This window comes from Cytobacillus firmus, assembly GCF_023657595.1.
Classification (GTDB): domain Bacteria; phylum Bacillota; class Bacilli; order Bacillales; family Cytobacillaceae; genus Cytobacillus; species Cytobacillus firmus_B.
This window is the reverse complement of record NZ_CP098323.1, coordinates 2,836,707-2,863,347: the sequence shown is the minus strand read 5'-3', so window position 1 is coordinate 2,863,347 and position 26,641 is coordinate 2,836,707. Positions and strand designations below refer to the sequence as shown.

Genomic DNA, 26,641 nt, shown 5'->3' with positions numbered 1-26,641 from the left:
AATGTCACTTACACAACGTTACGCAAACCATTAAGCTTTTCTTTATCAAACAGGTTGATGATATGCTGTGGGGAATATTAACCGAGGAAAGCAGCCCCGGGAGGCTGCTTTTTGTGCGGAAGGGTTTGTCAATTTAAGCTTTCAGTTAAATTTTCGCCAATCATAGGAATTCTTTTATTCTGCCGGATAAAATAAGATCATACTGACACGTGCCAATGATTTCCCTGAATTATGATAGGTATGCGGTCTATCCGCTTTGAATCTGATGGAGTCACCGCTTTCTAACGTATATTCATCGTTATTAACCCGTATGGTTATTTCCCCGTCAAAGACCACGATCAGCTCTTCGGTTCCCTCGATATGCGGTTCAGCGCTAAGGTATCCTCCTTTGTCAATTTCAACGGTATACACTTCGAAGCGCTTATCATTTTCGAAAGGAAAGTAAGGGTATACCCGATACCTGCCATGATCTTCTGATAATGTCTGAATTTCCTTTTTTAAAACAAGCTGCGTATCCGGCTGGGGATGATTAATCAGTGAGGTAAATGAAATCTTAAGACCGTTCGCAATCTTCCAGATCGTTGTAATCGTTGGGCTTGATTCGCCCCGTTCAATTTGGCCGATCATCGTTTTGCTAACTCCCGTTAATTCGGCCACCTTCTCTAAACTTAATTTTCTATTTTCTCGATATGCTTTTAAATTTTTAGCAAGAATTAAATGAATTTCCTCCATAGCTGCATTCCTTTCGTGTGTACAATATAACGTCCGTGATATACAATATGTAGTAAATCGTTATACTGTCGTTTTTGTACATTATAACATACATGCGGAGGGGGAAAGGAGCTATGTCTTTATTATCTTTTTTCTTATATGTTTTTGTTACCAGCTTTACTCCAGGTCCAAACAATATTATGGCCATGGTATTTGCCAATCGGTTTGGGTTAAGAAATACGATTCGATTTTGTTTAGGGGTAAGCGCCGGTTTCTTTGTCATTATGATACTTTGCAGCTATTTTAATCTATTGCTTCATCAATACATTCCGAGAGTTGAATTGATTATGACCATCATTGGAGTTATTTATATGCTGTTTTTGGCATTTAAGATTATGACCAGTAAATCGGATGATCCAAACCATAAGGATGGGAAGCATAACGGCTTTTTAATTGGGATGCTTTTGCAATTTATTAATCCAAAGGGGATTTTATATGGGGTTACCGTTATATCAACCTTCATCCTCCCATACCACACATCCCATGCGAGCCTGATTTTCTTTTCTATCCTCCTTGCTTTTGTTGGTTTTCTGAGTACCTTTTGCTGGAGTGCTTTTGGATCTATTTTTCAATCCTTTCTGGCAAAGTATCGAAATCAGTTTAATGTCATAATGGCTTTGTTGCTGGTGTATAGTGCCGGGTCGGTTCTTGTGGGGTATTTTATTCGGTAAATGTCTTATTAATGGGGTACAGCCAATAGCTGTACCCCATACTTGTTTAAATCATGAGTTTTATTCATTTTATTTAACAGATGTTGCCTTTATAATATAAACAAACTATTGGATACATATAAGAAATTCATAGATAAGTATTTTTCCAAAGGGGGGAGTCTAATGATTACAGTCAACGAGTTTGCAGATGTGTTAGAAGGGGATAATATTTTGCTGGTAGGCGGCAAACAAAGTATAAATAAAGAAATCGCCTACCTAACAAGCATGGAGCTTACCGAAAAAACATCCCGCATGAAAGAAAAAGGGTTTGTTATGACCACATTTCACGCTTTTAAGGATGTGGATCAAATCATTAGCCATTTAGAATGGATGCAGGAGATCGGAATTAGTGCAATTGGTTTTCATACAGCAGCATTGAAGACAATTCCGAGGGAAGTTATCGACTACTCCAATACCCATTCTTTCCCGCTTTTTGAAATCCCCCAAGAGGTCCCATACTATAGCATCCACGAGAAATATAATCAGCTGGTAAATAAGAAGGAAAATGAGCAGGCTTCGAAAATACATAGATTAAATGAAAAGCTAATGGAAATTGTTCTCCTGGAAAAGGATTTGAATTCAATTGTAAAAGTAATAGGAGAATATATAAACAATGTTGTGTGCGTGTTAGATCCGTATTTTGATTTGATTGCGTATTGGAAAACGAAAGAGCAAACCAGAGATGAGATTAAGCACCTGATTAATTTAATCATAAACCAGCATAAAGAGAACGTGTTAAAAGTGCGCTTCACCAATCGTGAAACGAATATTACGGTGAAAAGGGATTCTCCTTCTGATCAGAATTTCAAGGTAGCGCCGCTGTTTTCTAAGATGAACTTTCTTGGCTATCTGATCATTTGTCAAAATGGAACTGCGAATAAGTTTTCAGAAGAAGTTATTAAGAATGGTATACGTGCTTTAAGCTTAGCTGCCTATAATAAAAATACTTTGCTTCACTATCAAAAGAGCAAAGATACCGAAATGCTCGAAAGTATTTTCCAAGGTGAGGCCGATGATAAAAATCTATCTGACTTTTATATGGACCTTAAGAAAGTAAGATGCATTTTCCAGGTGCAGTCCTCCACTCCGGAAACACTTCAATCAAAACTTCAAATGCTTTCAGAGAGTTTAATAGAAAATGAAACAAATTCCCGATTATGGATTTATAACAGAAAAATCGTCGGGGTGATCGATTCGATATTAGAAAGAGAGAGGGTAGCGACTATTCTGACAGACTACCCTGGAATCCGTATAGGTGTAAGTGCGATAGACAAGGTGAACCATTGCAGCAAAATCAAAGCTATGTATGACCAATCATCTATGGGGCTGCTGCATGGTCACCTTCATGATGTACAATTGGTGTTCTGGGATGAGATGGGGATTGAAAAAATTGCCTACAATTTACAATCCCATCATTTGTTTCAAAACTTTGATGAAGAATTACTGGGTCCATTGATTGCCTATGATTTGGAAAAGAATGCTTCCTTAACCGAGACACTATATACATACTTAAAACACTTTTTCAATCTGCAAAAATCGAGCGGCGAATTATTTGTGCATCCTAATACAGTAAAGTACCGATTGCAAAAAATAACCGAATTGATGCATGTGGATATTCAAAACCCATCCCATTATTCAATGCTCATAATGGCCTTTTCCATATACAGATTTAAACAAAAAGCAGATCGATTTCAATAGAATTGTTTAAAAGGGACAAATTACTGTCTCTTTTTTGTTTGTAGTATACAATGATAAATAATCTTTCTATTGTTATGATTTTGAATAATCACACAATAGGAGGGCTTCAAAATGCCAACAGACACGAATTGGATCTTAAAAGGTGGCAGCATTATTGACGGACTTAATGATGAAGTGGTGGAGAATTCGTACATCAAGGTTGAGAACGGAAGAATTACTGAGGTTAAAGAAGGGGAGCCAGGTGATACAGAAGGGTTTGAAGTCATTGATTGCACCGGAAAATATATACTTCCCGGTCTGATTGACTGTCATGTGCATCTCGTTTGGAATGGCAGTGCAGACCCGCAATCCCTCATAAAGAATGAAGAGAATGACAGAATCGCTTTGGAAGCCTACAAGCATGCATTGGATACACTGAAATTAGGCGTCACTACGGTCAGGGATTTGGGTGCACCGGATCGAACCGTATTACATGTAAGAAATGTCATTGATTCCGGCTTGCTTTCAGGCCCTACCATTATTGCTGCTGGTGCACCTATTTGTATGACAGGCGGACATGTCTATTATTTAGGCTATGAATCTGACGGGCCGGATGAAGTCCGCAAGAATACAAGAAGGGTGCTCAAGGAAGGGGCAGACCTGGTGAAAGTGATGGCAACTGGCGGTATTTATACCAAAGGGGAAGAGCCCGGTTCCGTTCAATTAACAATAGAGGAACTGAGTGCAGCAAAAGAAGAGGCACTAAAGAAAAATAAGAAGGTCTCTGCACATGCAGATGGAATTGAAGGGATCATGAATTGTTTAGAGGTGGGGATTGACACAATCGAGCATGGAATTTACGCAGATCGTCAGGCTCTTGAAATCATGAAAAATCAGGGAACCTTTTTGGTTCCGACAATGGCCGTCATGAGACAGCTTATAAGCAGCCCGGACATTCCGGCATATGCTCTAGAAAAAGCGAAGCAAGTAGTGGGACCGCATTTCTGCATGCTGCAGGAAGCTGTTCAAATCGGAGTGAAGATTGCAACAGGAACTGATTGTGGCTCTCCATTAACCCCGCCCCGCTATTATTTTGATGAATTAACGATTATGCATGAAGCGGGAATGTCAGAAATGGAAGTCATTAAAGCATCAACGAGTGTTGCCGCTGAATGTCTCGGGATTGAAGATCAGCGCGGCAGTATTTCTCCTGGAAAGTACGCAGATTTGCTGATTGCAGACAGCAATCCGCTGAATGATTTAAATAGTTTGCGGGGAGACAAGCTTGTGATGAAAAATGGTGTTTTGGTCAACTAACGTACAACTATAGTGTCATGGATCCTGTAAGCTGTAACGGGGCTCTGCGATTGTGGAGTCTCCCTTGGATACATGCCTCCTAAAAGAATATTCATTAGGAAACATGGATCACTGTTTCAAGATTAAATCTGCATTAAGCTTCCACACAGCCTTATATAAAAATAGTAAAAGGAGTGAGCTTATTGAACATTTATTTAGTTGCAGTTGTGATTTATCTGGTTTTCATGGCGTTAATTGGTGTGTATTTCGCAAAAAAATCGGTGAAAAACAGTGATGATTTCATGGTTGCAGGACGAAGCCTGCCTCTGTTCGTCGTCATGGGTACTCTTCTTGCAACGTTTGTTGGATCTGGAACTGTAGTCGGCGGAGCAAGCTTTATTTACCAATACGGACCGTTTGCCGCTATTTTCAATCTGTCAGGCGGAATTGTTGGAGCTATTATTTTATATTTTATCGCTTCTAAAATCCGCCAGATTGAAATCTATACAGTACCAGATCTTTTGGAACGGCGCTTTGGAAAAGCAGCTCTTTATATATCATCCGTTATTATCATCTTTGCCTTTGTCGGAATCACAGCCTACCAGTTTACAGGCGGAGCTTATGTGCTGCAATTAACCACAGGCATTCCACTGGAAATAGGAGCCATCATTATGTGTGCACTGGTTATCTTCTTAACGGTAAGCGGCGGGCTATTTTCAGTTGCGTATACGGATGCACTTAGTGCCATTTTAATTATTATTGGCTTTCTTTTCGGGGTTCCCTTTGCACTGAATGCTGTTGGGGGATTTGAAGGATTATCTCTATCTTTGCCTGAAATGAATAAATCCTGGAATGGCGGCTTATCATTTCCTCAGCTTCTCGGCTTCTTCCTGCCATTGTTTCTGCTCGTTCTGGGTGATCAAAACATGTATCAGCGATTTTCCGCTGCGAAAGATCCGGACGTAGCCCGAAAATCCACTATCGGCTTTTTTGTTGGCAGTGTTTTTGTCATTAGTTTAACCATCATCTTAGCAACTACCTCCATTGTACTTTTTCCAGAAATCAAGCCTGATACAGCTATACTATCGCTTGCGATTGATGGTGTGCCCCTTGTAATCGGATTGCTTATTCTTTGTTCAGCCGTTGCCTTTATAATCACAACAGCCACTTCTTATCTGTTATCAGCTTCAGGAAATATTGTCAGTGACTTAATCCAGCGCTCAAGTAAAAGCAAGCTATCAGAAAGCAAACTTCTATGGTACAACCGTATGATTGTCGTGGTTTTAGGGGTCCTTGCGTATGTATTAGGGCAATTCTTCCCAAGTGTTCTGGCCATCCAAATGTATTCGTATACGATGTATGGCGCATCCTTAACTCCAGCCATTCTTGCAACCGTATTATGGAAGAATGCAACAAAAGCAGGCGTGATCAGCTCCATGCTTGTGGGTGGTTCTGCAACGATGATTTGGGAAATCGGTCTTGACCGTCCTTTAGATTGGAATAGTGTCCTGTTTGCCTTGCCATTGTCCGTTTTAACACTCATCATTGTCAGTTTGGCAACGAGAAATAAAAACGTCACAACAGATCTCACTACTGATCATACAAGCTAATATGACTTTAAAAGGAGTTGGAAAGCGTGAATTCAACGAAACGAATCAATCGATTGAAAGAGTATATGAAAGAACAAGCCATTTCTGCCGTATTTGTCTTTAATCCTGACCATCAATTTTATTTAACGAATTTTAAGGCTTTAATTTATTCACGGCCCATCATCTTTCATTTACAGGAAAAGACAGCCATGATTGTTCCTGGCCTTGAAGAAACCCATGCCTTGGAACATTCACACGCAGATGATGTACTCGTCTATTATGAACATCCTCGGGCCGGCAGGGATGAGACTTCGCATATGGAGCATATACGTGAGTTGGTAAAACAAAGTCCTGACTCTACAAAAATTGGTGTTGATTTAGCCTTTATTCCGGGTGAGGTTCTTCTTTATCTTCAGCAATCAGGCTATCAGGTGGTTGACATCGGGCAATTCATTTATCACATGCGATTTATCAAAGATGAAGAAGAAATTCACATGCTGGAGGAGGCCGGACAATTAGTGAACCTGGCAGTAAGCAAGTCATTAGCGCAAATTCAAGCGGGAATTACAGAAATGGAAATAGATGCAGCAGGAAATGCAGCACTGTTTGAAGCAACTGCCGCTAAATATCCGGATTCGGTTATTGATATTGTGGTTATGTCGCCTTCCGGATTAAAACGAAGCATTATGCCGCACGTATTCTCCAACACTAGAAAAATCGAAGCGGGAGATGTCATTATTCACAGCAGGCAGGTCGGGCTAAATGGGTATCGTGCTGAATTAGAGAGAACCGTCATTGTCGGGAAGCCAACAATTGAGCAGGAAAAGGCGTTTCAATCTGCTATAGAAGCACAGCAGCGTGCGATTGATTTTATTAAGCCGGGTGTGAAATTTTCAGAGGTAGATGGTGTTGCCCGTGAAGTGTTTGAAAGGGCGGGACTTGAGAAATATGCGATTCACCGCACTGGACATGGAATAGGTGTATCGGCACATGAGCAGCCATTTTTGCGTTATGACCATCATGATGTGGTAGAGGAAGGAATGGCTTTCTCAATCGAACCTGGGATTTATATACCGGAGGTTGGCGGTTTTAGACACTCTGATACTGTTCTGATTACATCTGATGGATGCCGATTAATCACAGAATACCCGCGTGATATGGAGTCCCTGCTTTATTAACTTAAATATCAAACTTGAAAGGGAGAAGTATCACACTTCTTCCTTTTGAAATGATAGGAGGAACATGCGATGGAGTTTGTGATTTCGAATGTGCAGCTGTTGTATGGGGAAGAATTGGATTGTAAAAAGGGGTTAGCACTTTGGATAAAAGATGGTTTGATCAAGGAAATGATCCCTGAATCCAAACTGCCAGCCGGCGTAAAGGTCATCGATGGAAATGGAGGATTTCTCGCTCCAGGATTAATAGATTTACATATTCATATGATGTGGGACGGTTCATTAAATCCAGTTCAAACCTCTGAAACAGAAGGCTATGAACAGATGCTGATAAGGGCCGTTGCTAATTGTCAAACCTATCTCAAGCACGGTATAACAACTGTCAGGGACATTGGCTCCATTGATGACATTGCGCTGCATGTGGCAAAAGGGATCAAAAGGGGGCTTATTCCAGGACCTGATGTCATTGCCAGCGGAAAAACAATAACCATGACAGGCGGGCATGATCCGTTCTGGGCAAGATTTGTCGATGGGAAGGATGAGGCATTAAAAGGAGTACGCGAACAAATTTTTAAGGGTGCTGAAGTAATTAAAGTAAGTGCAAGCGGCGGGGTCTATGGAAGAATAGAAGGGGAACAGGTCGGCCATGCAGAGCTTAGCTTGGAAGAGCAGGAAGTCATCTGTAAAGAGGCACACCGTTTTGGACTTAAAGTGGCGTCCCATGCGATTGGCCGTGAGGGAATACTTAATTCGGTTCTTGCTGGTGTGGATACAATTGAGCATGGTCATTTTCTGGATGATGAATTGGCTGCCTTAATGGAAGAACGGAAAACCGCCTGGATTCCGACATTGTTCGTCTACAAGCAAATTGCAACGCAGGATGGGATTCCTTCTTATGCAAGAGACAAAGCTGAGGAAATTGTCAGCATTCACCGAAATGCATTTGAAACCTATTTTAACCGGAATATTTTAATTGGGGCAGGTTCAGATGCGGGTTCACCATGCACCTCTCACCGGGCGCTGCTGGATGAATTGTATACCATGAATGAGATTGTTCCTGATGCGAAAAAGGTGCTAAAAACAGCTACAGTAAATGCCGGGAAAATCTTAGGACGTAACGTTGGGCAAATTAAAGAGGGATACAGGGCAAATTTGATTTTGCTTAAAGGAAATCCGCTTGAGTGCCTGAGTAATTTAGAAAGTATAAAGATGGTTGTATGCAGGGGAGAAGCTGCTTATGAAGCATAACAATAAGAACCTTGAAAAGCAGGAGAAATAAGCAGTGTCCAGGTGACTAGCCTCTGAAGGGTGATTTATCTAGTAAAATATATTTTTAATATAAACACTTTACAGATAGAATTAACTATGATAAATTCTATTTATCGAAGGATTCTGAAATTTCAAAAAGATGGTGTGAGTGAATGAGTTGGACTGCTGGCCCATTTAAACAGGAACTGATCAAGGACTATAACAATATCAATCTTCTTTTGTTTAACATTGGCGTCAAAAGTCAAAGAGTCGAGTTTTTGGGGGATAAGATATTAATTTTCGCCAATCATAAGAGAATTCCATCTCTTAAACATTTGGACGAGATTAATCGCTTTGTAACCCGAATGACTGACATTGCCATCATAGATAGCTATAAGGAACATTTAAGGAATGTCCTGGAAGAAAAATATGGGATGAAGGTACTTTCTATTTTAAAGGACTATGATCCCGTTACTGAACTCTCAGGAACGATCATTACCCTTGATCAGGATACAAGTGCCTATATTTCAAGGTAATTAAATAATGGTGACTGGTCAAATGAACTCTTAAGAGTGCATAAAAACCGTCAGTACAAGCTTTCAGACTAGCGTCTGTTTGTATTGTGCTGACGGTTTTTTTTATAAAAAAATAGAGGAGGCAACATTATGAAAACAGTAGAAGATGTATTGATTGCGCTGGATGAGCTGACAGGAGGAAGAGTGATTAAATCTCTGAATGACATTACGAGAGGGGAGCATCCCTTTGTCATCATGAAATCTTCCAACATTCCCGGGAAAGAAATCATTGAAACGCCTGGTCTTGTTTATGGTGAAATGAAGAAGGAGGTAAAAAAAGTAGCAGTTGCTATGACAATGACAGAAGGATCTATCGAACTTGCCGGCGCCACTGGTGTCGATGCCATTGTTGCTCATCATCCGATAGCTGAAGCGGCTAATTCAGGTGGAGTTATCTTGAAAAACTATCTGGATTTGTATAATGTCGCTGCATTTGAACTGCATGAAGCTTTCCATGGATTACATCCTGGCATTCCTTTTTTGCACGGCCATCAGGTATACCGGACAGAGGTTTCTTATGGAGGCGTACACGGAAATATTTTATATGCAGGGAAAGTGCTCCCTGATGTGAAAACGCTGGGGGATATTTTAACACGGCTGGACCATTTTATGGGTCTGAGAGATGAAGAGGAATTGTTACATACGGAAAAGGAAATACGCCATAGTTCATCTCTGTCTGAAACTAGTATAGTGACACGCGGGAGAATTGTTCATGGAGAAGAGACAAGCCCCGTGAACAATATTGTGCACATTTTCCCGCATACAGGATTTTCCCCGGAACATTTGCGTCAAGCCATCCAGGAACACCCGGAAGCTGACACAGTTCTCGCTAGCATTAGCCGGGTTTATGACGGACATCCCCTTATTGAAACAGCTAAGGAGTTAGGACTTAATTTTATTATCGGAAATTGCCATGTGTTAGAAATACTTGAAAATGGTTTACCTTTAGCTTATGCCTTGGACAGACTGCTGCCTGATGTTGAAGTTGTTGTTTTCCGGGAACGTGTGACAAGCATATCCTTAAATGAAATGGGATCTCCTCAGTTAAAGAAATATGCAGAAGAAATGGCTGAAGGCTATCTATTGAAAAAAACGGCTGTCCAAACAGTATAAAAAAGGGGTGCAGGTAGATGAGCGAGGTTAAATCGTTAGTACAAGAAAATTTAGAAATAGAAGAGAATAGTGTTCCGATTCCTTTAACGAGAAAATGGACACGAATTGAAGCAGTCGGTCTGGGTTTGGTCATTATCTCACTGCTGGTATTGTTAATCACGCCAGGCACATTAGCCGGGTTATTTACTTCCATTGTCGACCAGGTTTTCCCGGTCATCGTAGAGATATTCTTAACCGGCACGGTAGGAGTGTCCATTATTGTCAGTGTCATTATAGGCCGGGTCCTGGAAAGGCTGGGATTTACGGATGCGCTAATTCGGATATTCATTCCTGTTACAAAGCTGATGAAAGTGAATTCGGCTGTTATCATTCCAAGTATATATAATATTCTTGGTGATATTAATGCTGCCGGGAAAATTGCCGGACCGATCTTAATCCGTTCGGGAGCAACAAAAGCAGAGCAGAAAATAGCGGTAGCCACTATGGTTCAATCGCAGCAGTCTTTTGCTACATTTATGTTAGGCATGGTTGCTTTAACGGCAGTAGGGGCCAATGCCTTTGTCGTGGTTGTGCTGGCTGTCTTCATGCCTGTCATTGTTGTCCCGTTCCTGCTTTCTAAAACCATTTACCGGGATACGAAAGCTGTCCAAATTGCAAAGCTGCCTCAATTTACACCGAAGACTGGCTTTTTACCCACTTTATTTAATGGAGCCAGGGAGGGAGCAGAGCTTTTATTCCTTCTCATTATACCGGCTGCCGCTGTCGTGTTTGCTGCTATTGGTGTTTTGGACTACATCGGGATTTGGTCAAAATTTGAATCCGGCTTATCAGCCGTTTTGTTAGCTCTTAATATTCATCCAGAGACCGGAATTCTCTCCATTTTGGCAAGCCCTGCGCTGGCCATGGCCCAGTTATCAGAAGTTGCGGGTTCATTGGATCCGCGTTTGGTCATCGGATCATTCGTATTAGCTTCATCCGGCTTACCTTTGTCTACAATCTTTGGTCAAATTCCGGTTATATGGGCAGCTAATTCTGACCTTAGTGAAAAGGAGGCAATGGGAGCGGCTGTACTAGGAATCGTCATGCGTATATTGACAGCCTTTTTAATTGTTTATTTCTTAACGCCGATATTGGTTTAATGCTCGAAGATTAAATTTTACCCAACAAAAAAGAGAGATCAATAAAATATTGATCCGGACGCTTCTTCTCAAATGATTGGGGGTCCAGGTGGAGCTCTGTTTTTCTTAAAAGATTGTTTTCCTCGCTCCATAAGAAAAGAACGGCCGTTTGATGAAAAGGTTCCATAATCCCTTTCATCGGCGCAAGAAGTTCAATCTTAAGATCATCCAGGGAAAAATCAGGACGGCAAATAAGTTTACAAGGTGCTGTTTGTAAGGGTTCATAGTGATTTATTGTATGATCAGACAGATGGTGGATCCTTCCGGTAGCTGCAATTCTTTTATCAGGGAGGATCAGTCCAGATTCATGATAGATATCTCTTCCGATGGAGGAAGGGATCTTTTTTTTGTTCCAAAAAATGGACATCGAAAAAGTGTGGCCAGGCAAAATCGTCCATGCTCTTTTGGCTATCAGTTCAAATCCGATCAAGGACATGGCTATCCCTCTTTCCTGCTGCTCGATACTGATGTTTATGCTCGAGGAAGAAAAAATATCTGCTATGTCTCCATCGATTCTTTATGATAGCTATTGCTCACGAACCCTCTTTTTGTTGAGAACTGGTCTGTTAAGATCCCAATCCCTTGGAGTACCGCCTTAAGAAAAATAATTTAGCCTTTATGCAGCATGCAAAAAAGTATGCTGTGTTTCTTTTCCTACCCTGCCGATTTTTTGTGCACCCTTCTTGTTATGATTGATATGTACCAGATAATTGGTAAGGAAATGGAAGGGGAGTTATATTAATGAGAATAAAAGTGTTAATGGGTTTAATGCTTGTTCCATCAATTTTAATTGCCATGACCGGATGCGGAAGTGAGGAGAATCATGAAACATCAGTGAAATCAGAAGAGGCTGCTGATGTGGAAGCTGTTGAAGAGAAAGAAGAAGCTGCTGAAGAGATGGAGATACAAGAAGAGGTTGAAGAAGCAGTGGACCCTGATGAATTGTTCACTCGTTTTATGGAAGAAAAAAATATTCAGTTGAAAGCAAGGGATGTACAGTTTGATATGCAAAATAACTCAGATCAAAAGTTTGCCATAATGGGAAATGCGAGTCTTGATACGTATTACAACTATGGATTTAGCAATCTTGAACAATCCCATTTTGCTGTCAGTGTAGAGGACGAAGGTGCAGGGTATGCTGACCGCTGGGTTTTGTATTTTGACCGATCCAAGTTTTCTAATTTGTATGAAACACTGAAAAAAGGCGACACCTATATAGCAGCAGCGGCTGTAATCCCAAAAGCACAATATGAAGATGGCCAGGATTCATTGGCACTTGGTGTTGAATTTGTGATCTTGGGTGGAGAACAGGCTGTTTCAAACGAAGCAGGTTCAGTTGTTCAGGCAGCTGAAGAATATAAAAGCCAAAATGGTTTGGATCTGGTGGCACAGGATGTTTTGTATGATATGGAAAATCATTTGGATAAAGAGTTTTTAATCTCCGGTACCGCCAGTCTGGATACGTATTATAACTATGGTTTTATCTCCCTTGAAAAAACTCACTTTGCCGTAGGGGTATGGGATGAGTCAACAGGAGGGAAATGGACTGTGTACTTTGACAGGAAAGAATTTGCTGAACTATTTGAAACACTGAAGCAAACCGAAGAGTACGTAACTATTACGGGAATGATTCCCTCATCCTTATATGAAGATGGGCAAGGGGAATTGGCAAAGGGCCTTGATATCAGAATTGGAACAGGGTATTAATTAATTTATCTTGAAGGGGATTATAAACGATGAAAAAGCTTATTGTATTTATGTCAGTTATGATTGTTATGTTGAGTGCATGCTCTAATGGTGAAAAGATGGCAGGTAAAAAAGAGGCTGGTACTGAAAAAAAGACTGAGGAAAGTGAAGCCGTTGAAGTTGATAAAGGCCTATTAAACGTTGAGGTAACCTTGCCGGCTTCCATGTTCGAAGGAGAAGATGCAGATAGCTCCATTGCAGAAGCCGAAAAAGAGGGCATTAAAGTCACCAAGAATGATGATGGCTCAGTCACGTATAAAATGTCTAAAGCTAAGCATAAAGAAATGATGAAAGAGATGCAGACCGAACTGGAGAAAACCATTGCCGATACGAAGAATGGTGAAGATTACCCTTCTGTGAAAGAAGTTACGAATAACAAGGACTTTTCAGAGTTTACATTGGAAGTCGACAGAGAAGCTTATGAAAATAGCTTTGATGGATTTGCGGTGTTTGGACTGGGGCTTTCCGGAATGTTTTATCAGCTATTCAATGGTGTTGATCCTGAGGATTATGAAGTAAAGATATTGGTGAAGGATACTGCGACAGGCGAGGTATTTAATGAGGTCATTTATCCGGATGCGATGGAAGAAGCAGGGGACGAATCCTAATAGGAAATGGCTTGCCTTAAACATAGGAACGGTTCTGGCGATTCAATCTGATACGCCGGAACCGTCCCTGTGTTTTTTATATAAGATATGTCTGGATACAATTCTCCAGCAAAATTACCGAAATTAGACACTAAAAATATGTACAATGCAGGAATTGCAATTCATATAAGTGCATCCATTTTTCATTTATTTTTTATCCAGCAATTTTTTTAATGGCTTTTGAAGTACATCCATAATGCCTGCGATGATACTTGTTGCCAAAATGCCCATTAGACTTAGTGAAATGGGACCTGCTGCATCGTCACCTGTAACTTTTGCAAGCACTTTTAAGCTTACTATTCCTAACAGAATGAGGAAAATGACCGTAAAAGAACATTTTTTTATAACATTTAAAGATTTAAGTGATAACTCGGAGAAAGCATTGTTCCTTTCGATATAGGTTAATAGTTTAAATGCTTGGTACAACGCAACGGAAAACGTGATACAGAATCCATATGCACATACTAAAAAGGGGATTAGGAAATAAGCTGTATCTGGATGTACCTTTGCATCTTGTATGGCTATTTCAGGTAACCAGAAGATACACAAAGCAAACACCGCAATTCCAATTAGAAAAGTAATTATTTTTAAGAAAGTGGTTGAACCTTGTTTAGCACTCATTTAAAGCACCTCATTGATTTAATGATAAAATGACTATAACACGGTATTTATTGTTTTTCAATAAAATAATATTGTTTTTAGTTACTTTATTATTGTTATATATAATGGGGGTGGTTAGCTGGTCTCCTTGGACAAATGTGGTGCATTTAAGTGGAGAAGGGGCTATATTCTCTCTGCCTGAGAAGGGAAAAGTGCTGGATCATTTCTAAAAATGATATAAGAGCGCGATCACAAAACTTAGGGGCGGTTCTGGCGATTCATTCTGATACGCTTGAACCGTCCCTGTGTTTTCATAGTTGTTGCATGAATGATAAATATGTGATTTAATGATTTTATAAATCGTAACAATTACGATTTTTGCGTGAATAAGGTAAATTTCAAAATATAGCTAAGGCTAATAGAAAACAGCCTTATCTTAAGAAAGAAGCCAAACAGAAGGAGATTGAAGGATGACAGAATTCTGGGAATCAAGTTTTATAGAGAAGCAGACGATGTGGGGATTTGAACCTTCAGACTCAGCAATCCAGACTAAGGATTTTTTTCTCGAAAAGAAAGTGAAGGATATTTTAATTCCTGGGTTTGGATATGGCAGAAATGCGAAGGTGTTTATTGACAATGGAATAGATGTAACAGGAATTGAGATTTCAAAAACAGCGATTGAATTGGCAAGAGACAATGGGCTTACATTGCCTATTTTTCATGGTTCCGTAACCGATATGCCTTTTGATGACAAGCTTTATGATGGGATATTTAGTTATGCGCTTATACACTTATTGAATGAGAGTGAACGAGAGAAGTTCATTAAATCTTGCTATAATCAGTTAAAGCCAGAGGGATATATGATTTTTACTTCGATTTCAAAAGAAGCTCCGATGTATGGAAAGGGTAAACAATTGGGTAAAGACTATTTTGAGATCATGGACGGAGTAAAAATGTTTTTCTATGATTCCGACTCCATTAAACAGGAATTTGGACAATATGGACTGATCGAAATCTCGGAAATTGTGGAGCCGCATAAGGATAATGAAACGAAACCTCCATTTAAATTTACAATGGTAAAATGTCAGAAAAAATGATGAAGAGGATTGCACTTACTTTTCACTAAGTCTTGTAAAACGCTTAAGGATTTCCCTTTAAACCTAAATGCCCGCCTATTAATAAAGGCAGGCATTTTTTATGAACTTAAAACAGCTTAAAAATCAGGAAAATAGTATCTATCTCTTAACACATGATTAACAACTATTCACCTGTCCCTGCTTTTGAATAATCTATTATGAAGGAGGTGAGCTGTAATGTTAGGGGATTCGAAAGAGAATCAGTTAAGCTGTTCTTCCGGAAGAAAGGTTAAATCATTATTTCCACAAATAGAAATTGTGCCTAGAAGTAATTTGGGAGACACTCCAGACGACAACTGCGAGTATTATTGTATCGGCTATGTTTGTGTTAAGGTCTGCTATGGAGAATAACCAGCTTATTTTGACCATGAGCGTGTTTTGCGCTCAGGTATACATAATAGTACTGGTCCTGGATTGACGATTTATAGCTTAACAGTCAGTTATTAGAATAACGCAAAAACCTATAGTATAGACACTATTTAGCAGGCTGTTCTTTCCTTGAAAAACATTCATTCGCAAATTTTGTTTGGCAGCCTAAATTTTCAACTCGATACGATAGAAATAAAGAAAAACCACTCGAAGTGGTCTTTTAATCTCTCATTGCTCCTGCTTCTCTGGCAGTCATTGCACCTTGTCCCCGGCTTACATCTTTTTGAATTTCTTGTTTTACTTTTTGTGGATCAGTTCCGGCCGGTTTCATCATATTGTTCTTCGCTTGTTGCTCCTGTTGCATACAGATCCCTCCTCCATTTTTTAACACAACCTTATAATTTACAATAAAACACTCATTTATCAGAGGATTTGAGAAAAAAGAGAGGAGAGTATTAAAGCTAAGAAGAACACTTTCTGCTTTATGCATGAAAATCATGTATTAATGACTGTTGAGATAAGGGCACGATCATTTAAAGAGCTGCTATCAGCTGCATTTACAAAATTACCATCTATAGCAAGAGAATACGTATATGTTCCAGGAGATGATTGCGTTCCTTAACTTCTGCTACAGGGATTTATTCCAGTCCTATTTCGTCATAGTAAAGATTCTTCCATTATTTAATTCGCACCAATCTATGCCCTCATATGTTTCCTTATTTCCATACTTATTAAAAAAAGCTTCCTTGTTATCGAATACTTCCATTAAGCCATTTTCCAGTAATGTGGTCATTCGAAAAGTATTTAAATTAAAAACGCTGGAGACAGCTATTAATTCACCTATATGGACATTGTTAGCAACATTTTTCAAAATTTACACTCCTTTTTAGAAAAAATCTGCTTAGATTTACCGTTCCTAATAGAAATATCCCGATGTGTGCTTAACAAGACATATATTTTTAATCTTAGCTGAATTGATGAATGTATGCGCCGACCCATCCAACACAAATTCAAAAGAAAAGAATTGACTGTTAGCTGGCATAAAATATCAAAAACTCGCCAGGGTAATGACGAGTTTTCTCTGTTTAGAGTTGAAGAGTAAGAAAACAATTTATTGTGTTATTATTTGGTTAAAGGATGCAGTTTATACAAAAGTGCTGGCAGCATTTGCTGATCAGTCTGGTTTAGTGATTGTATGGAACACAGCTAGAGAAGCGTTTGGTCTACATAATGTTCACAGTACCTTTTGGTTATGAAAATCAATTGGTTGAAACAGAAGCAGTCGCTGCACTATCAAAAAAAAGGCAGAGGGGGATAAATTTATGCTATTTATTATTACGGCTTATGACGGCACTGATGAGAAGGCATTGGAAAGAAGATTACAGGCAAGGGAAGAACATTTAAGAGGTGTAGAGAAGAGATGTAAAGAAGGAGAGCATTTATATGCTGCAGCGATCCTTGATGATGAAGAAAAAATGATTGGCAGCTTGATGGTGGTGGAGTATCCATCAAGAGAGGAACTGGACCTATGGCTTAAAGAAGAACCTTATGTAACCGGAAAGGTATGGGAGAAAATTGAGGTTCATCCTTGTAAGGTGCCACCCATTTTTATGCAGCTGCATGGGGAATGAAGCTCATAATACATCCGTCTGTAAAAGTACTGGCGGCTTTTTAATGTAAATGTAATGTTCTAAATAACTAGTAATTTTCTTTTATCTTGGGTGCTAATGTAGTTAATCCTGCGATTTATTTAAAGTACGATCGGTATTCTTATTTATTCTCCATATAAGATATTCTGTCTGTAACTGGGACCATACAAAGCCGCCGACCATTAAGGCGAAGTAGAGTTTCCTATCTTGTTTATTTTCTGATTTTCTTCCTGCAAATGCAGTAAGAAAAGCTGCTAGGACGTGAGCCAATACAGGGAGAAAAGTTTTCATCTTTGACACTCATTTCTTTTTAAATTTTAATTCAGGAATTTATATCTTTTTTCTCTAAACTCCAAGCAAAACTTACTCTATTCTTCCTGTTTAGAAAGATCAATATTCAGCTGAAAACGTTCCTCGTTTTTCACCAACTTTCGCAAGATGAACCAGGTAATAGAGCTTAGAGCAATTAACAGACTTTCCAATGTAAAGATATACCATGGATAAGGACCCAGTAAATCAAATAAACTCGGGCTTTCAGGTTTGTGCCGCAAGAACCAATAATTTCCACCTGCCTGGTTATTTACGAAAAAAATGATTGGCAAAAGGAGATTGATAAAGATCAATAGCTTCCTTAATGACCGGAAGGACGGATAATAGCCTTTTACCCAAGTAAAATATAAGGCTGCCCATACTACCATTATATGCTCATAAAAAAAGCGGAAGTAACGAAAATGCGGGAAGTCATATGTAAGGGCAGGGGTGATGATCGCTTGTGTAGCACCTAAAACAGCTATAAAGAACATCAATTCAAAGAATATTTTTCTTCGCGTCATTAGTAAGAAAATACATAAAATAAGAGCAATGTTACACAATTCCAAAGGCAGGGAGCGACCGAAACTCCATACTCCATTGATGTACATCCAAACGTGATTCATACCTTCAATCAAGATCAATGAAAAAGCTGTCCCTATTTCAATCTTTCTCCATTTCTGATCATTTAATTTCTTTCGGTTTAGAAATATAGCAGCTGCAACAAGCACAAAAATGCTTAAGGCAGCTATGTGATTTACAGAAAACAAGCTAAATTGGAAAGAATGATTACTTCGGCTAAACCACTCCATGATTTTCCACCCCACGATTGAATAAGAGCAAACATAAGGTGTGCTTTTTCAATGTGTTTTATACACTTTTATGCCCTTAAAGGTTAAGTTCATAAAAAATCATTGCCATTGGAGTATGAACATTAAATCCATTAATCGTTTCTCACAGATCAATCAAATCCAGCCGGAAATAAAATATGATACATTTTTCTATCGATAATAAGGAAAATTAAAAAATAAAAAAGGGAGAAAAAAATGCCTAATCCGATTTGAAGCCGTATTTAACATGCTAAAAATCTCAATTGATGCGACAAATGAGCCTAAATCTCCATTGCATGTCATAAAAATAGGCGGTTGTTGACAGTATCTAACGGTCGTTGAAGAATTTATTCGATATGAGGAAATCGGACACAATACAACTTCGGATGAGGAAGTAAAAGGTTACTAGTCGATGTAGTTAAAATATTTGAGTCCCACTAAAAGAATCAGTGGGTTCATGAAAGAGGAGAGAATTCCATGCGAGATGTAACTTCTTCAAAATCGATATCAGAGCCTAACACTGTTCCTTTAGGGGTTAAGTTAACAGATAATGAAATTACAAACGGACTAGCATTCAAGCTCGTTACATCCTCTCAGCTTTGTGCAAAGGGAAAAGCAGATGCAGTACGTAATGATGCAGGCAAAATGTGGATTGAATTCTTTCTTGAATGGGCTATGTTTGGTGGAACTCTAAAAACAATTATGCGAAAACGAGGGTGGATAAAGGTTCCGCCTTATTATTTTCCCCCTGGATTTATGAATAAGTAGAAAACGAACTCCTATTTTTATTTTGTCTCTGTTAATCAAATGTAAATTAAGGGCCTTATAATAGGCCCTTAATTTTTTCATCTTCAACTAACGCTCCCCGCAATTGAAGATCACATCTATCTTTTTCCTAAAGAAAAACCATCAAACAACTTTCCCCCAAATGGCTGCAGGACATTATCAGCTAATTCTATAACTTGGCCTTTGTTACCTGTCTTATAAAATATATCAAAAGCCTTTACAAATTGATTTGCGAACTCCTCATCATAATCTTTTAATGAACGATATACCCATTTAGATGTACCAATCCATTGACGGTTTGTTCTCAAAACGAATTCACTTAATAACTCAGCAAGTGTAGTGGCTATAAATAATTCTTCTGATCTATTAGAAGAACCTATAAAATCATCGAGTGCATCCGAAAGAAAGTATCGCTTTGTAGTTATCGTTTCTTCGGACCATTCTTGTGGACCGTTATGTAATAAATCATTTGCCTCTTTTTTTATAGACTCAATTATCCCATCATCTTTTAGGACGATCCCTTCTGAAACCATCTTTGGCATCGACGGTCTCGCTCTTTCATAATCCATTTTAAAAAATTGTTTATATGAGGTTAAATTATGTACAAACACTTCAATATGCCAACCATATTCTATTAATGACTCTCTGTAAGATGTTCTAAGGTTTTTATCAAAAATAACAATATCAAGGTCAGACTTTTCTGTTGCTTCACCCCGTACAACACTTCCTGCTAATAAGGCTCCCTTACAATTCGGAAAATGTTCATTAACAAACTGGTGTGCTGCTTCGATAGGGGCTAATCTATTTAAATTTGTCATTGGTTTCACATCCGATTAATCAAATTTCATATACTTGTTCTATATTAAAGAGAAAAATACCTTTAAATTCCATGCCTTGCTTAACTATCCTGCCCAGTTGAAGAAGTGAAAATTTACTAAAACTATAATGTCGATAATCTTACTTTATCAAAAAGTACTATTGGCATATAAGAGTTTGTTAAAGTAAATGCATATTATTCCTCGTAAAAACATCCAGGGCAATTACCTTGAAAATCAGCTCTGCTATTCTGCTGCCGGTATCGGCGGCTTTTTCTAAAATAACTTATATTTTAGCTTCCCACCAGCCAAACGCGATTCTTCCTGATGTAGCAGTTCTCGGTGTCTCCGGATTCGATAAAAATACAAGAAAGGAGCCGCCTGGCGGAAAAATGAATTTCCCATTTTCTGTATCAACGAGGGTCGTTTCCGGCTGCCCTCTGCGGACAAAGGCTTTTATCCCCCCGGTTGGCTCCCCAACGACATTTGTTGCATATTGAAGTTTTATTTTGGGCATGGGAAGGGGAGTGATGGCAGTATTTGCTGGTGTCACTAATTCTGATTCAATTGGTGTCCCGGGAGGATCAGCATTGAACCAAAATTGTGCCCGGAAGGTGGAATCCGATACATCCGTTACGGTCCATACATTCACATGCAAATTCACTCCTGAGTTAGGAGGATTATACAATCTCGCCCATGCACTCGTCCCCCTGCCAAAGCTTAATTCATCCGCATAACCGATAAAATATTTTCCTTTTAAAGACTGATAAAGTTCCTGTGGAATGTCTACTGCCTGAATAAACCGGCCTTGAACGCCATTTCCTTTTTTTGAACTCAATCTTATCCCTTCTTTCCAAAAAAATAAGATATTGCCCGTATATCAATAATACGGGAGTATTGGAATTATATGGGTGATGATAAAAGCACTTCTTTCACGATGATATGTTCTACATCAGCATTTCATTCGTCATGGGGAAGGTGCAGAAAAAATCAAGCTTGTTTTTGAAAAGTTTGGAGTCTTCTTGTGTAACCAACACACAACTGCCTATAATTACTTCCTCTATTCATATATAATAAAAGCAATTCTATTACAAATAGGTGAACAAATCATGAATACAACGATCAAAGATATAGCAAAGCTTGCCGGAGTTGCCAAGAGTACCGTTTCGAGGTATTTGAATGGCGGCCATGTAAGCGAACAGACGAAAGCCAAGATCAGAAAGGTGATCGAGGAAACGAAGTATGAACCTAATTCGTTTGCGCAAAGCCTGAAGGCTAAGAAAACGAACTTTATTGGGGTCATTGCACCTACGCTTGATTCGTATGTTACATCGACGGTGCTGATGGCCATTGATGAAGAACTGAGAAAGAGGGATTATACCACCTTGATCATTAGTACAAGCAAGCATGTTGACCGGGAAATCGAAAGCCTAATCAGCTTGTCCCGCCAAAAAGTCGACGGCATTATTCTGATTGCGACAGGCGTAACGGAAAAACATATCGAGACGATTAACTCCATACAAATTCCGGTTCTGATCGTCGCACAGGAAGTCGATCATTGCACCTGCATTATTAATGATGATTATCAGGCAGGATTTAAAATGGGCCAGTTTGTTGCACAAAAAGGGCATCGTGCTGTCGCATATATCGGAGTAACGGAAAGCGATATTGCCGTAGGGCAGCGCCGGAAGCAGGGAATTTTGGAGGGGTTAAAAACAGCTGGAGTTTCTGATGTTAAAACCTTTGTATCCCAGTTTGATTTGCAGGATGCAGCCAGAATCACACAGGAAATGCTTAAGGACATCTCACCGACAGCCATCATTTGTGCGACTGACACAATCGCGTTTGGGGCTCTGAAGACCATTTCAAAACTCGGCAAAAAAGTGCCGGAGGATTTTTCAATCACAGGTTTTGGGGGATACAATATTTCAGAAGTCATTCATCCTTCCCTTACGACTATTCGCTTTAAAAATGAAGAGACAGGTGTAATGGCTGCCGAGACAATTATTAAATTGACCAACGGGGAAGAAGTCACGCCATTACAGGTCTCCGGATTTGATTTTATTGAAGGCGAGAGCGTGAAAAGTGTAAATAGCTGATAACGTTTTCAAAAATGGGTTGTTGAAAACTGAAAACTGTACTATAATCAAATTAATGGAACCGGTTCCCGCGCAACGAACCCTTATATCGGGTGAAAAGCGGGTTGTTTTTTGAACTGAAAAGGAACCGGTTCCAAAGAGATGATAAACAAACATGACTATTTTTTTATCCAGAAATGGAACCGGTTCCGTTTCTGGATGAAGGGGAGGAAATAGACAAATGGCAAACATAAAATCCAAATACCTGCCTACAGTCCAAGAATTACTAAAGTTAATTGGAGGGAAGGAAAACCTTCAGGGTGCAGCCCACTGTGCCACAAGGCTGCGGCTGGTTCTGAAAGATAATTCACTGGCAGACACGAAGGCCATTGGAGAGCTTGATTTTGTGAAAGGATCGTTCGTAGCCGGAGATCAGCTGCAGGTTATTTTTGGGGCAGGTACAGTTAATGATGTGTATGCTGTCTTTACAGAAGAGGCAGGCATTTCAGGAATGTCACTTGGCGACGTAAAAGAGCAATCTGCCCAGAAACAGAATGCGTTCCAAAAAGGGATCAAGGCTTTATCCGATGTGTTTGTTGAAATCATTCCAGGATTATTGGCTGCTGCACTTTTGATGGGGGTTACAGGACTTCTCAGCCAGGAAGGGATTTTCGGTGAACAGTCGGTGGTTGAGCTGTATCCGGCCATTGCTGGATTTAATCGTTTCATTAGCATCATGTCAACCGGGATCTTTACGATTCTTCCATTGCTCGTTGTGTATTCGGCAACCAAGCGGTTTGGCGGCAACCCGGTTCTCGGATTAGTGCTCGGTGCAATTATGCTTCACCCCGATCTTGCAAACGCTTATTTAGTTGGAAACGGAACGGTCGAGCCGGAAGTCATCAGTTTATTCGGCTTAAAGGTTTCACTCGTTGCCTTCCAGGGCGGGATTATCATTGCATTGTTAATGGGACTTGTTGTGGCTAAGCTTGACCAATTTTTCAGCAGAAAAGTTCCGGATATTATCAAGCTTTTCCTTGCGCCTTTTCTAACGATTGTCGTTTCTGGTTTCCTATTATTCTCGGCTATTGGCCCATTTGGCCGTCTGTTATCAGATGGAATTACGGCGGGCCTGATGTGGAGTGTTGATAATTTAGGCATTGTCGGATTCATGTTGTTTGCCGGGATCCAGCAAGTGATCGTTATTACCGGCCTGCATCACGTTATTGGGGCGGTTGAAGCACAGCTGATTGCTGACACAGGATCAAACTTTATTATGCCTCTGATGTCGGTTGCTTTAATGGGACAGGGTGGAGCAGTGCTTGGCTACACTTTGGTTCTATGGAAAAATGATAAAGCCAAACAGATTGGTATTTCATCGTTTGGTTCGACATTGTTCGGAATCTCTGAACCTGCACTGTTTGGGGTTAACGTGAAATATAGATTTCCGCTCGTAATGGGCTGTATTGGCGGTGCCATCGGCGGAGCGTATGTATATATGACAGGAATCAAGGCATTAGGCTTTGGTGCGACTGCGCTGCCTGGTTTTGCGATTGTGGCGGCACAAGGCAACGGACATATCAATTACATTATCGCCAATGTGCTGGCCTTAGCAGTAGGTGCGGTTCTGACGGTTGTGTACTTTAAAGTAAAAAAACCAAACTTAGATTAATAGAATGGGAGGGAGAAATTCCTCTCTTCTCTATTTTTACAGGAGAGGACTTAGTATGAAGAGATATACAGAACCAAAGTATCGAACGTTATATGAAGCAAAAGAGAATGAACTGGAGAGACTCATGGAAAAATCCGCAGAATCCCCATGGAAGCCGGCCTGCCATATCCACCCTCAGTACGGTTTAATTAATGACCCTAATGGGCTTGCCTATTACAACGGTGAGTTCCACGTTTTTTATCAGTGGTACCCGTTCGGTGCGATACACGGCATGAAGCATTGGGCCCATGTGAAATCAGCGGACCTTGTGAACTGGGAGCGTCTCCCGGCTGCACTGGTTCCGGTGGAGGATTATGAGTCCCATGGTGCCTATTCCGGAGCTTCTCTTGAGGTGGACGGAATGCTCTATTTGTATTACACAGGCAATATCAAATACAGTGCAGAGGAAAGATCGGCGAATCAGTGCCTGGCGATCATGGACCAGGAAGGGAAGATTCAAAAATATGAAAACAACCCGATTATTAAAGGGGTTCCGCAGGGCTATACCGGGCATGTCCGCGATCCAAAGGTGTTTGAAAAGAACGGCCGCTACTATATGCTGCTTGGTGCACAGCGTGAAAACCTGACCGGTGCAATTATTGTCTATGAATCTGAAAATGCCATTGACTGGTCATTTAAAGGGGAGCTGAATCTGCAGATTGATTTTCCTGGTTCGGTGTATATGCTGGAGTGTCCGGATTATTTCGAGCTCGACGGCAAAGATGTGCTGATTTTCTCTCCGCAAGGGTTAAAGCCTGAAGGGCATGATTACCATAATCTATATAATGTCATGTATGCAGTGGGCCATTTGGATGTAGAAGCTCTTTCATTTGAGCCGGAGCATTTCCAGGAGCTTGAAAAAGGGTTTGATTTTTACGCTCCGCAAACGTTTGCCGGCAAATATAATGAGCGCCTGTTATTTTCATGGGCGGGAATGGGTGAAATCGATTATCCGAGTGATAAAGAGGATTGGGCGCATTGCCTGTCAATTCCGCGTGAGCTGTGTCTTGTCGATGGGAAGCTTTCTCAAAGACCAGCAGATATGCTGAAGCAGCTTCGCGTAAAGTCGGTAACGAGCAGCGTGACCACTGAGTCGGGAAGCCTGATGATTGATGAAGGAATCGGGCAGCACGAGCTCGAATTTAATTTTGATACAGTAGATGCTGATGTATTTGGGATTGAGCTGTTTGCTTCTGAAAAGGAGGGTTTAGTGCTTGAGTTTGACCGCAGCTCACAAACTGTGAGTCTGAACCGGGAAAAATTTGCATCCTCATTTGGCGGGGAATACGGTTTTGTAAGGAGCTCTGAACTGAAAATCGATTCTTCTGTAAGTGTTCAAGTGTTTGTTGACCACAGTATTGCTGAGATTTTTATCAATGATGGGGAAGCTGTGTTCACGGCAAGAGTATTTCCTGAAAAAGAATCAAATGGAATCAAACTGTTCAGTGATCAAAAAATGACATGCACTTATACGAAGCATGAGTTAAAGCAAGGGATTACACGGTAAGGGTGAGAACATGACGAAACTATACTCGATTGGTGAAGTGTTAATAGATTTTATCCCGCTTGAGAAGGGGGCAGCCTTGAAGGATGTCACCGCTTTTGAGCGGGCCCCGGGCGGTGCACCGGCTAATGTTGCCGCGGCCGTGGCAAAGTTGGGTCGCGAAGCTTCCATGATTACCAAGCTTGGAAATGATGCATTTGGCGACTTCCTGATTGAGCAGCTTCAAAGCGCCGGAGTGGAGACAGACAAGATTCTCCGCACCAGCGAAGCGAACACAGGGCTTGCGTTTGTTTCTCTGAAAGAAAACGGTGAGCGGGATTTTTCTTTTTACCGGAAACCGTCTGCAGATTTGCTGTTTGAAAAATCGGAGCTGCAGGAAGAGTGGTTTGGTGAAGGAGATATCCTGCACTTCTGCTCGGTTGACCTGGTCGATAGCCCAATGAAAATAGCCCATAAGAGAGCTGTGGAAGTAATGAAGAAAAAGGGCGGCCTTGTCAGCTTTGATCCGAATGTCAGACTGCCGTTATGGGAGAGTGCGGAGGATTGCCGGGCTACAATTCTTGAATTTTTGCCCCATGCTCATATTTTGAAGGTTTCGGATGAAGAACTGGAATTCATCACCGGAATCAGTGATGAGGCTGAAGCGATTGCTTCGCTCTTCAAGGGAGATGTTCAGGCTGTGGTCTATACAAAGGGAGCTGATGGAGCCGAATTATATACACAAGCTGATAAATGGGAATCTTCGGGATTCACAGTAGATGTCCAGGATACCACTGGTGCAGGAGATGCATTTATTGGCGGATTTTTATTTAAGCTTCTGGAAGCTAAAGCAAACCCTGAAAATGTGTTAAGTATATTAAGAGAAAAGCATGAAGACATTTTGCAGTTTGCTAATGCAAGCGGGGCGTTAACAGCTGCAGGCAAGGGGGCTATATCGGCACTGCCTGTTAAGGAAAAAGTGCTGGCCCTTATAAAGGAACAGGAAAGATGACACGCCATGTTTTGATATTCAAAGAAGATGCAATGAAGCATAATTTCCGTATGAGGAGATTATGCTTTTTTAGTTATAAAAAATATAGTATTTCTGAGCATTCATGCTGCTTATTAGGCACTTGAGTATAATCAGGAT

Annotated in this window: 26 protein-coding genes; 18 read left to right on the top strand and 8 right to left on the bottom strand. The window is 40.3% G+C overall.

Annotated elements, in window-relative coordinates; genetic code table 11:
- Nucleotides 1–174: 174 nt before the first annotated feature.
- Nucleotides 175–732, bottom strand: coding sequence for a helix-turn-helix domain-containing protein (locus NAF01_RS14520; RefSeq protein WP_250800636.1), 558 nt, complete (start codon nucleotides 730–732; stop codon nucleotides 175–177).
- Nucleotides 733–845: 113 nt separating this feature from the next.
- Between NAF01_RS14520 and NAF01_RS14515 the strand changes: the two genes are divergently transcribed.
- From NAF01_RS14515 to NAF01_RS14475, 9 genes are all read left to right on the top strand, one after another.
- Entirely contained in the window at nucleotides 846–1,442 is a 597-nt protein-coding gene (locus tag NAF01_RS14515; RefSeq protein WP_250800635.1) for a LysE family transporter, read from the top strand.
- A gap of 162 nt (nucleotides 1,443–1,604) precedes the next feature.
- A complete protein-coding gene (locus NAF01_RS14510; RefSeq protein ID WP_250800634.1) occupies nucleotides 1,605–3,179 on the top strand; it encodes a PucR family transcriptional regulator in 1,575 nt (524 codons plus the stop codon).
- A 111-nt stretch (nucleotides 3,180–3,290) separates the two neighbouring features.
- Nucleotides 3,291–4,475, top strand: coding sequence for a metal-dependent hydrolase family protein (locus NAF01_RS14505; protein ID WP_250800633.1), 1,185 nt, complete (start codon nucleotides 3,291–3,293; stop codon nucleotides 4,473–4,475).
- Nucleotides 4,476–4,657: 182 nt separating this feature from the next.
- Complete coding sequence (locus tag NAF01_RS14500; protein ID WP_250800632.1) at nucleotides 4,658–6,064, top strand: sodium:solute symporter family protein; 1,407 nt, start codon at nucleotides 4,658–4,660, stop codon at nucleotides 6,062–6,064.
- A 26-nt stretch (nucleotides 6,065–6,090) separates the two neighbouring features.
- On the top strand, nucleotides 6,091–7,221 hold the full coding sequence (locus NAF01_RS14495; RefSeq protein ID WP_250800631.1) for a M24 family metallopeptidase: 1,131 nt from the start codon (nucleotides 6,091–6,093) through the stop codon (nucleotides 7,219–7,221).
- A 69-nt stretch (nucleotides 7,222–7,290) separates the two neighbouring features.
- Nucleotides 7,291–8,466, top strand: a complete 1,176-nt coding sequence (locus NAF01_RS14490; RefSeq protein WP_250800630.1) for a metal-dependent hydrolase family protein — start codon at nucleotides 7,291–7,293, stop codon at nucleotides 8,464–8,466.
- Nucleotides 8,467–8,639: 173 nt separating this feature from the next.
- The gene (locus NAF01_RS14485; protein ID WP_019382235.1) at nucleotides 8,640–9,002 is read left to right on the top strand and encodes a Na-translocating system protein MpsC family protein; all 363 of its coding nucleotides are present in this window, start codon (nucleotides 8,640–8,642) and stop codon (nucleotides 9,000–9,002) included.
- Between the two features lie 129 nt (nucleotides 9,003–9,131).
- Nucleotides 9,132–10,154, top strand: coding sequence for a Nif3-like dinuclear metal center hexameric protein (locus NAF01_RS14480; RefSeq protein ID WP_250800629.1), 1,023 nt, complete (start codon nucleotides 9,132–9,134; stop codon nucleotides 10,152–10,154).
- A gap of 17 nt (nucleotides 10,155–10,171) precedes the next feature.
- A complete protein-coding gene (locus NAF01_RS14475) occupies nucleotides 10,172–11,293 on the top strand; it encodes a hypothetical protein (protein WP_197216229.1) in 1,122 nt (373 codons plus the stop codon).
- Nucleotides 11,294–11,303: 10 nt separating this feature from the next.
- Here NAF01_RS14475 and NAF01_RS14470 read toward each other — a convergent pair whose 3' ends face one another.
- Entirely contained in the window at nucleotides 11,304–11,768 is a 465-nt protein-coding gene (locus NAF01_RS14470; RefSeq protein ID WP_250800628.1) for a hypothetical protein, read from the bottom strand.
- Nucleotides 11,769–12,073: 305 nt separating this feature from the next.
- On the opposite strand from NAF01_RS14470, the gene NAF01_RS14465 reads away from it, so the two are divergent.
- Together NAF01_RS14465 and NAF01_RS14460 are read left to right on the top strand one after the other, a co-directional pair.
- Nucleotides 12,074–13,039, top strand: coding sequence for a hypothetical protein (locus tag NAF01_RS14465; RefSeq protein WP_250800627.1), 966 nt, complete (start codon nucleotides 12,074–12,076; stop codon nucleotides 13,037–13,039).
- 29 nt (nucleotides 13,040–13,068) lie between these two features.
- Nucleotides 13,069–13,686 carry a hypothetical protein gene (locus tag NAF01_RS14460; protein WP_250800626.1) on the top strand — a complete coding sequence of 206 codons (618 nt, stop codon included), beginning with the start codon at nucleotides 13,069–13,071 and terminating at the stop codon, nucleotides 13,684–13,686.
- A gap of 186 nt (nucleotides 13,687–13,872) precedes the next feature.
- Here the strand turns inward: NAF01_RS14460 and NAF01_RS14450 are convergent, their stop codons facing one another.
- Complete coding sequence (locus NAF01_RS14450; RefSeq protein ID WP_250800625.1) at nucleotides 13,873–14,346, bottom strand: DUF2975 domain-containing protein; 474 nt, start codon at nucleotides 14,344–14,346, stop codon at nucleotides 13,873–13,875.
- A 449-nt stretch (nucleotides 14,347–14,795) separates the two neighbouring features.
- Between NAF01_RS14450 and NAF01_RS14445 the strand changes: the two genes are divergently transcribed.
- On the top strand, nucleotides 14,796–15,422 hold the full coding sequence (locus tag NAF01_RS14445) for a class I SAM-dependent methyltransferase (protein WP_226617805.1): 627 nt from the start codon (nucleotides 14,796–14,798) through the stop codon (nucleotides 15,420–15,422).
- Nucleotides 15,423–16,050: 628 nt separating this feature from the next.
- On the opposite strand, the gene NAF01_RS14440 is transcribed toward NAF01_RS14445, so the two are convergent.
- Together NAF01_RS14440 and NAF01_RS14435 are read right to left on the bottom strand one after the other, a co-directional pair.
- A complete protein-coding gene (locus NAF01_RS14440) occupies nucleotides 16,051–16,194 on the bottom strand; it encodes a hypothetical protein (protein ID WP_226617806.1) in 144 nt (47 codons plus the stop codon).
- Nucleotides 16,195–16,479: 285 nt separating this feature from the next.
- Nucleotides 16,480–16,701 (bottom strand): hypothetical protein, encoded by a 222-nt coding sequence (locus tag NAF01_RS14435; protein WP_197249608.1) that lies wholly within the window; start codon nucleotides 16,699–16,701, stop codon nucleotides 16,480–16,482.
- A 451-nt stretch (nucleotides 16,702–17,152) separates the two neighbouring features.
- Between NAF01_RS14435 and NAF01_RS14430 the strand changes: the two genes are divergently transcribed.
- Nucleotides 17,153–17,461 (top strand): YciI family protein, encoded by a 309-nt coding sequence (locus tag NAF01_RS14430; RefSeq protein WP_250800624.1) that lies wholly within the window; start codon nucleotides 17,153–17,155, stop codon nucleotides 17,459–17,461.
- Nucleotides 17,462–17,847: 386 nt separating this feature from the next.
- Here the strand turns inward: NAF01_RS14430 and NAF01_RS14425 are convergent, their stop codons facing one another.
- Nucleotides 17,848–18,600 (bottom strand): YwaF family protein, encoded by a 753-nt coding sequence (locus tag NAF01_RS14425; RefSeq protein ID WP_250800623.1) that lies wholly within the window; start codon nucleotides 18,598–18,600, stop codon nucleotides 17,848–17,850.
- 495 nt (nucleotides 18,601–19,095) lie between these two features.
- Here NAF01_RS14425 and NAF01_RS14420 point away from each other — a divergent pair, with 495 nt between their 5' ends.
- A complete protein-coding gene (locus NAF01_RS14420; protein WP_226617809.1) occupies nucleotides 19,096–19,386 on the top strand; it encodes a hypothetical protein in 291 nt (96 codons plus the stop codon).
- Nucleotides 19,387–19,502: 116 nt separating this feature from the next.
- Here the strand turns inward: NAF01_RS14420 and NAF01_RS14415 are convergent, their stop codons facing one another.
- Both NAF01_RS14415 and NAF01_RS14410 read right to left on the bottom strand, forming a co-directional pair.
- Nucleotides 19,503–20,222: a nucleotidyltransferase domain-containing protein gene (locus tag NAF01_RS14415; protein WP_250800622.1), complete on the bottom strand. Its 720-nt coding sequence runs from the start codon at nucleotides 20,220–20,222 to the stop codon at nucleotides 19,503–19,505.
- Between the two features lie 283 nt (nucleotides 20,223–20,505).
- On the bottom strand, nucleotides 20,506–21,057 hold the full coding sequence (locus NAF01_RS14410) for a DUF6143 family protein (protein ID WP_226617810.1): 552 nt from the start codon (nucleotides 21,055–21,057) through the stop codon (nucleotides 20,506–20,508).
- A 271-nt stretch (nucleotides 21,058–21,328) separates the two neighbouring features.
- On the opposite strand from NAF01_RS14410, the gene NAF01_RS14405 reads away from it, so the two are divergent.
- The 4 genes from NAF01_RS14405 to NAF01_RS14390 all read left to right on the top strand — a co-directional run bounded on the left by NAF01_RS14405 (nucleotide 21,329) and on the right by NAF01_RS14390 (nucleotide 26,503).
- A complete protein-coding gene (locus tag NAF01_RS14405) occupies nucleotides 21,329–22,318 on the top strand; it encodes a LacI family DNA-binding transcriptional regulator (RefSeq protein WP_250800621.1) in 990 nt (329 codons plus the stop codon).
- Between the two features lie 220 nt (nucleotides 22,319–22,538).
- Complete coding sequence (locus NAF01_RS14400; RefSeq protein WP_250800620.1) at nucleotides 22,539–23,969, top strand: PTS transporter subunit EIIC; 1,431 nt, start codon at nucleotides 22,539–22,541, stop codon at nucleotides 23,967–23,969.
- Between the two features lie 55 nt (nucleotides 23,970–24,024).
- Entirely contained in the window at nucleotides 24,025–25,515 is a 1,491-nt protein-coding gene (locus NAF01_RS14395) for a glycoside hydrolase family 32 protein (protein WP_250800619.1), read from the top strand.
- 10 nt (nucleotides 25,516–25,525) lie between these two features.
- The gene (locus NAF01_RS14390; RefSeq protein WP_250800618.1) at nucleotides 25,526–26,503 is read left to right on the top strand and encodes a carbohydrate kinase family protein; all 978 of its coding nucleotides are present in this window, start codon (nucleotides 25,526–25,528) and stop codon (nucleotides 26,501–26,503) included.
- Nucleotides 26,504–26,641: the final 138 nt, after the last annotated feature.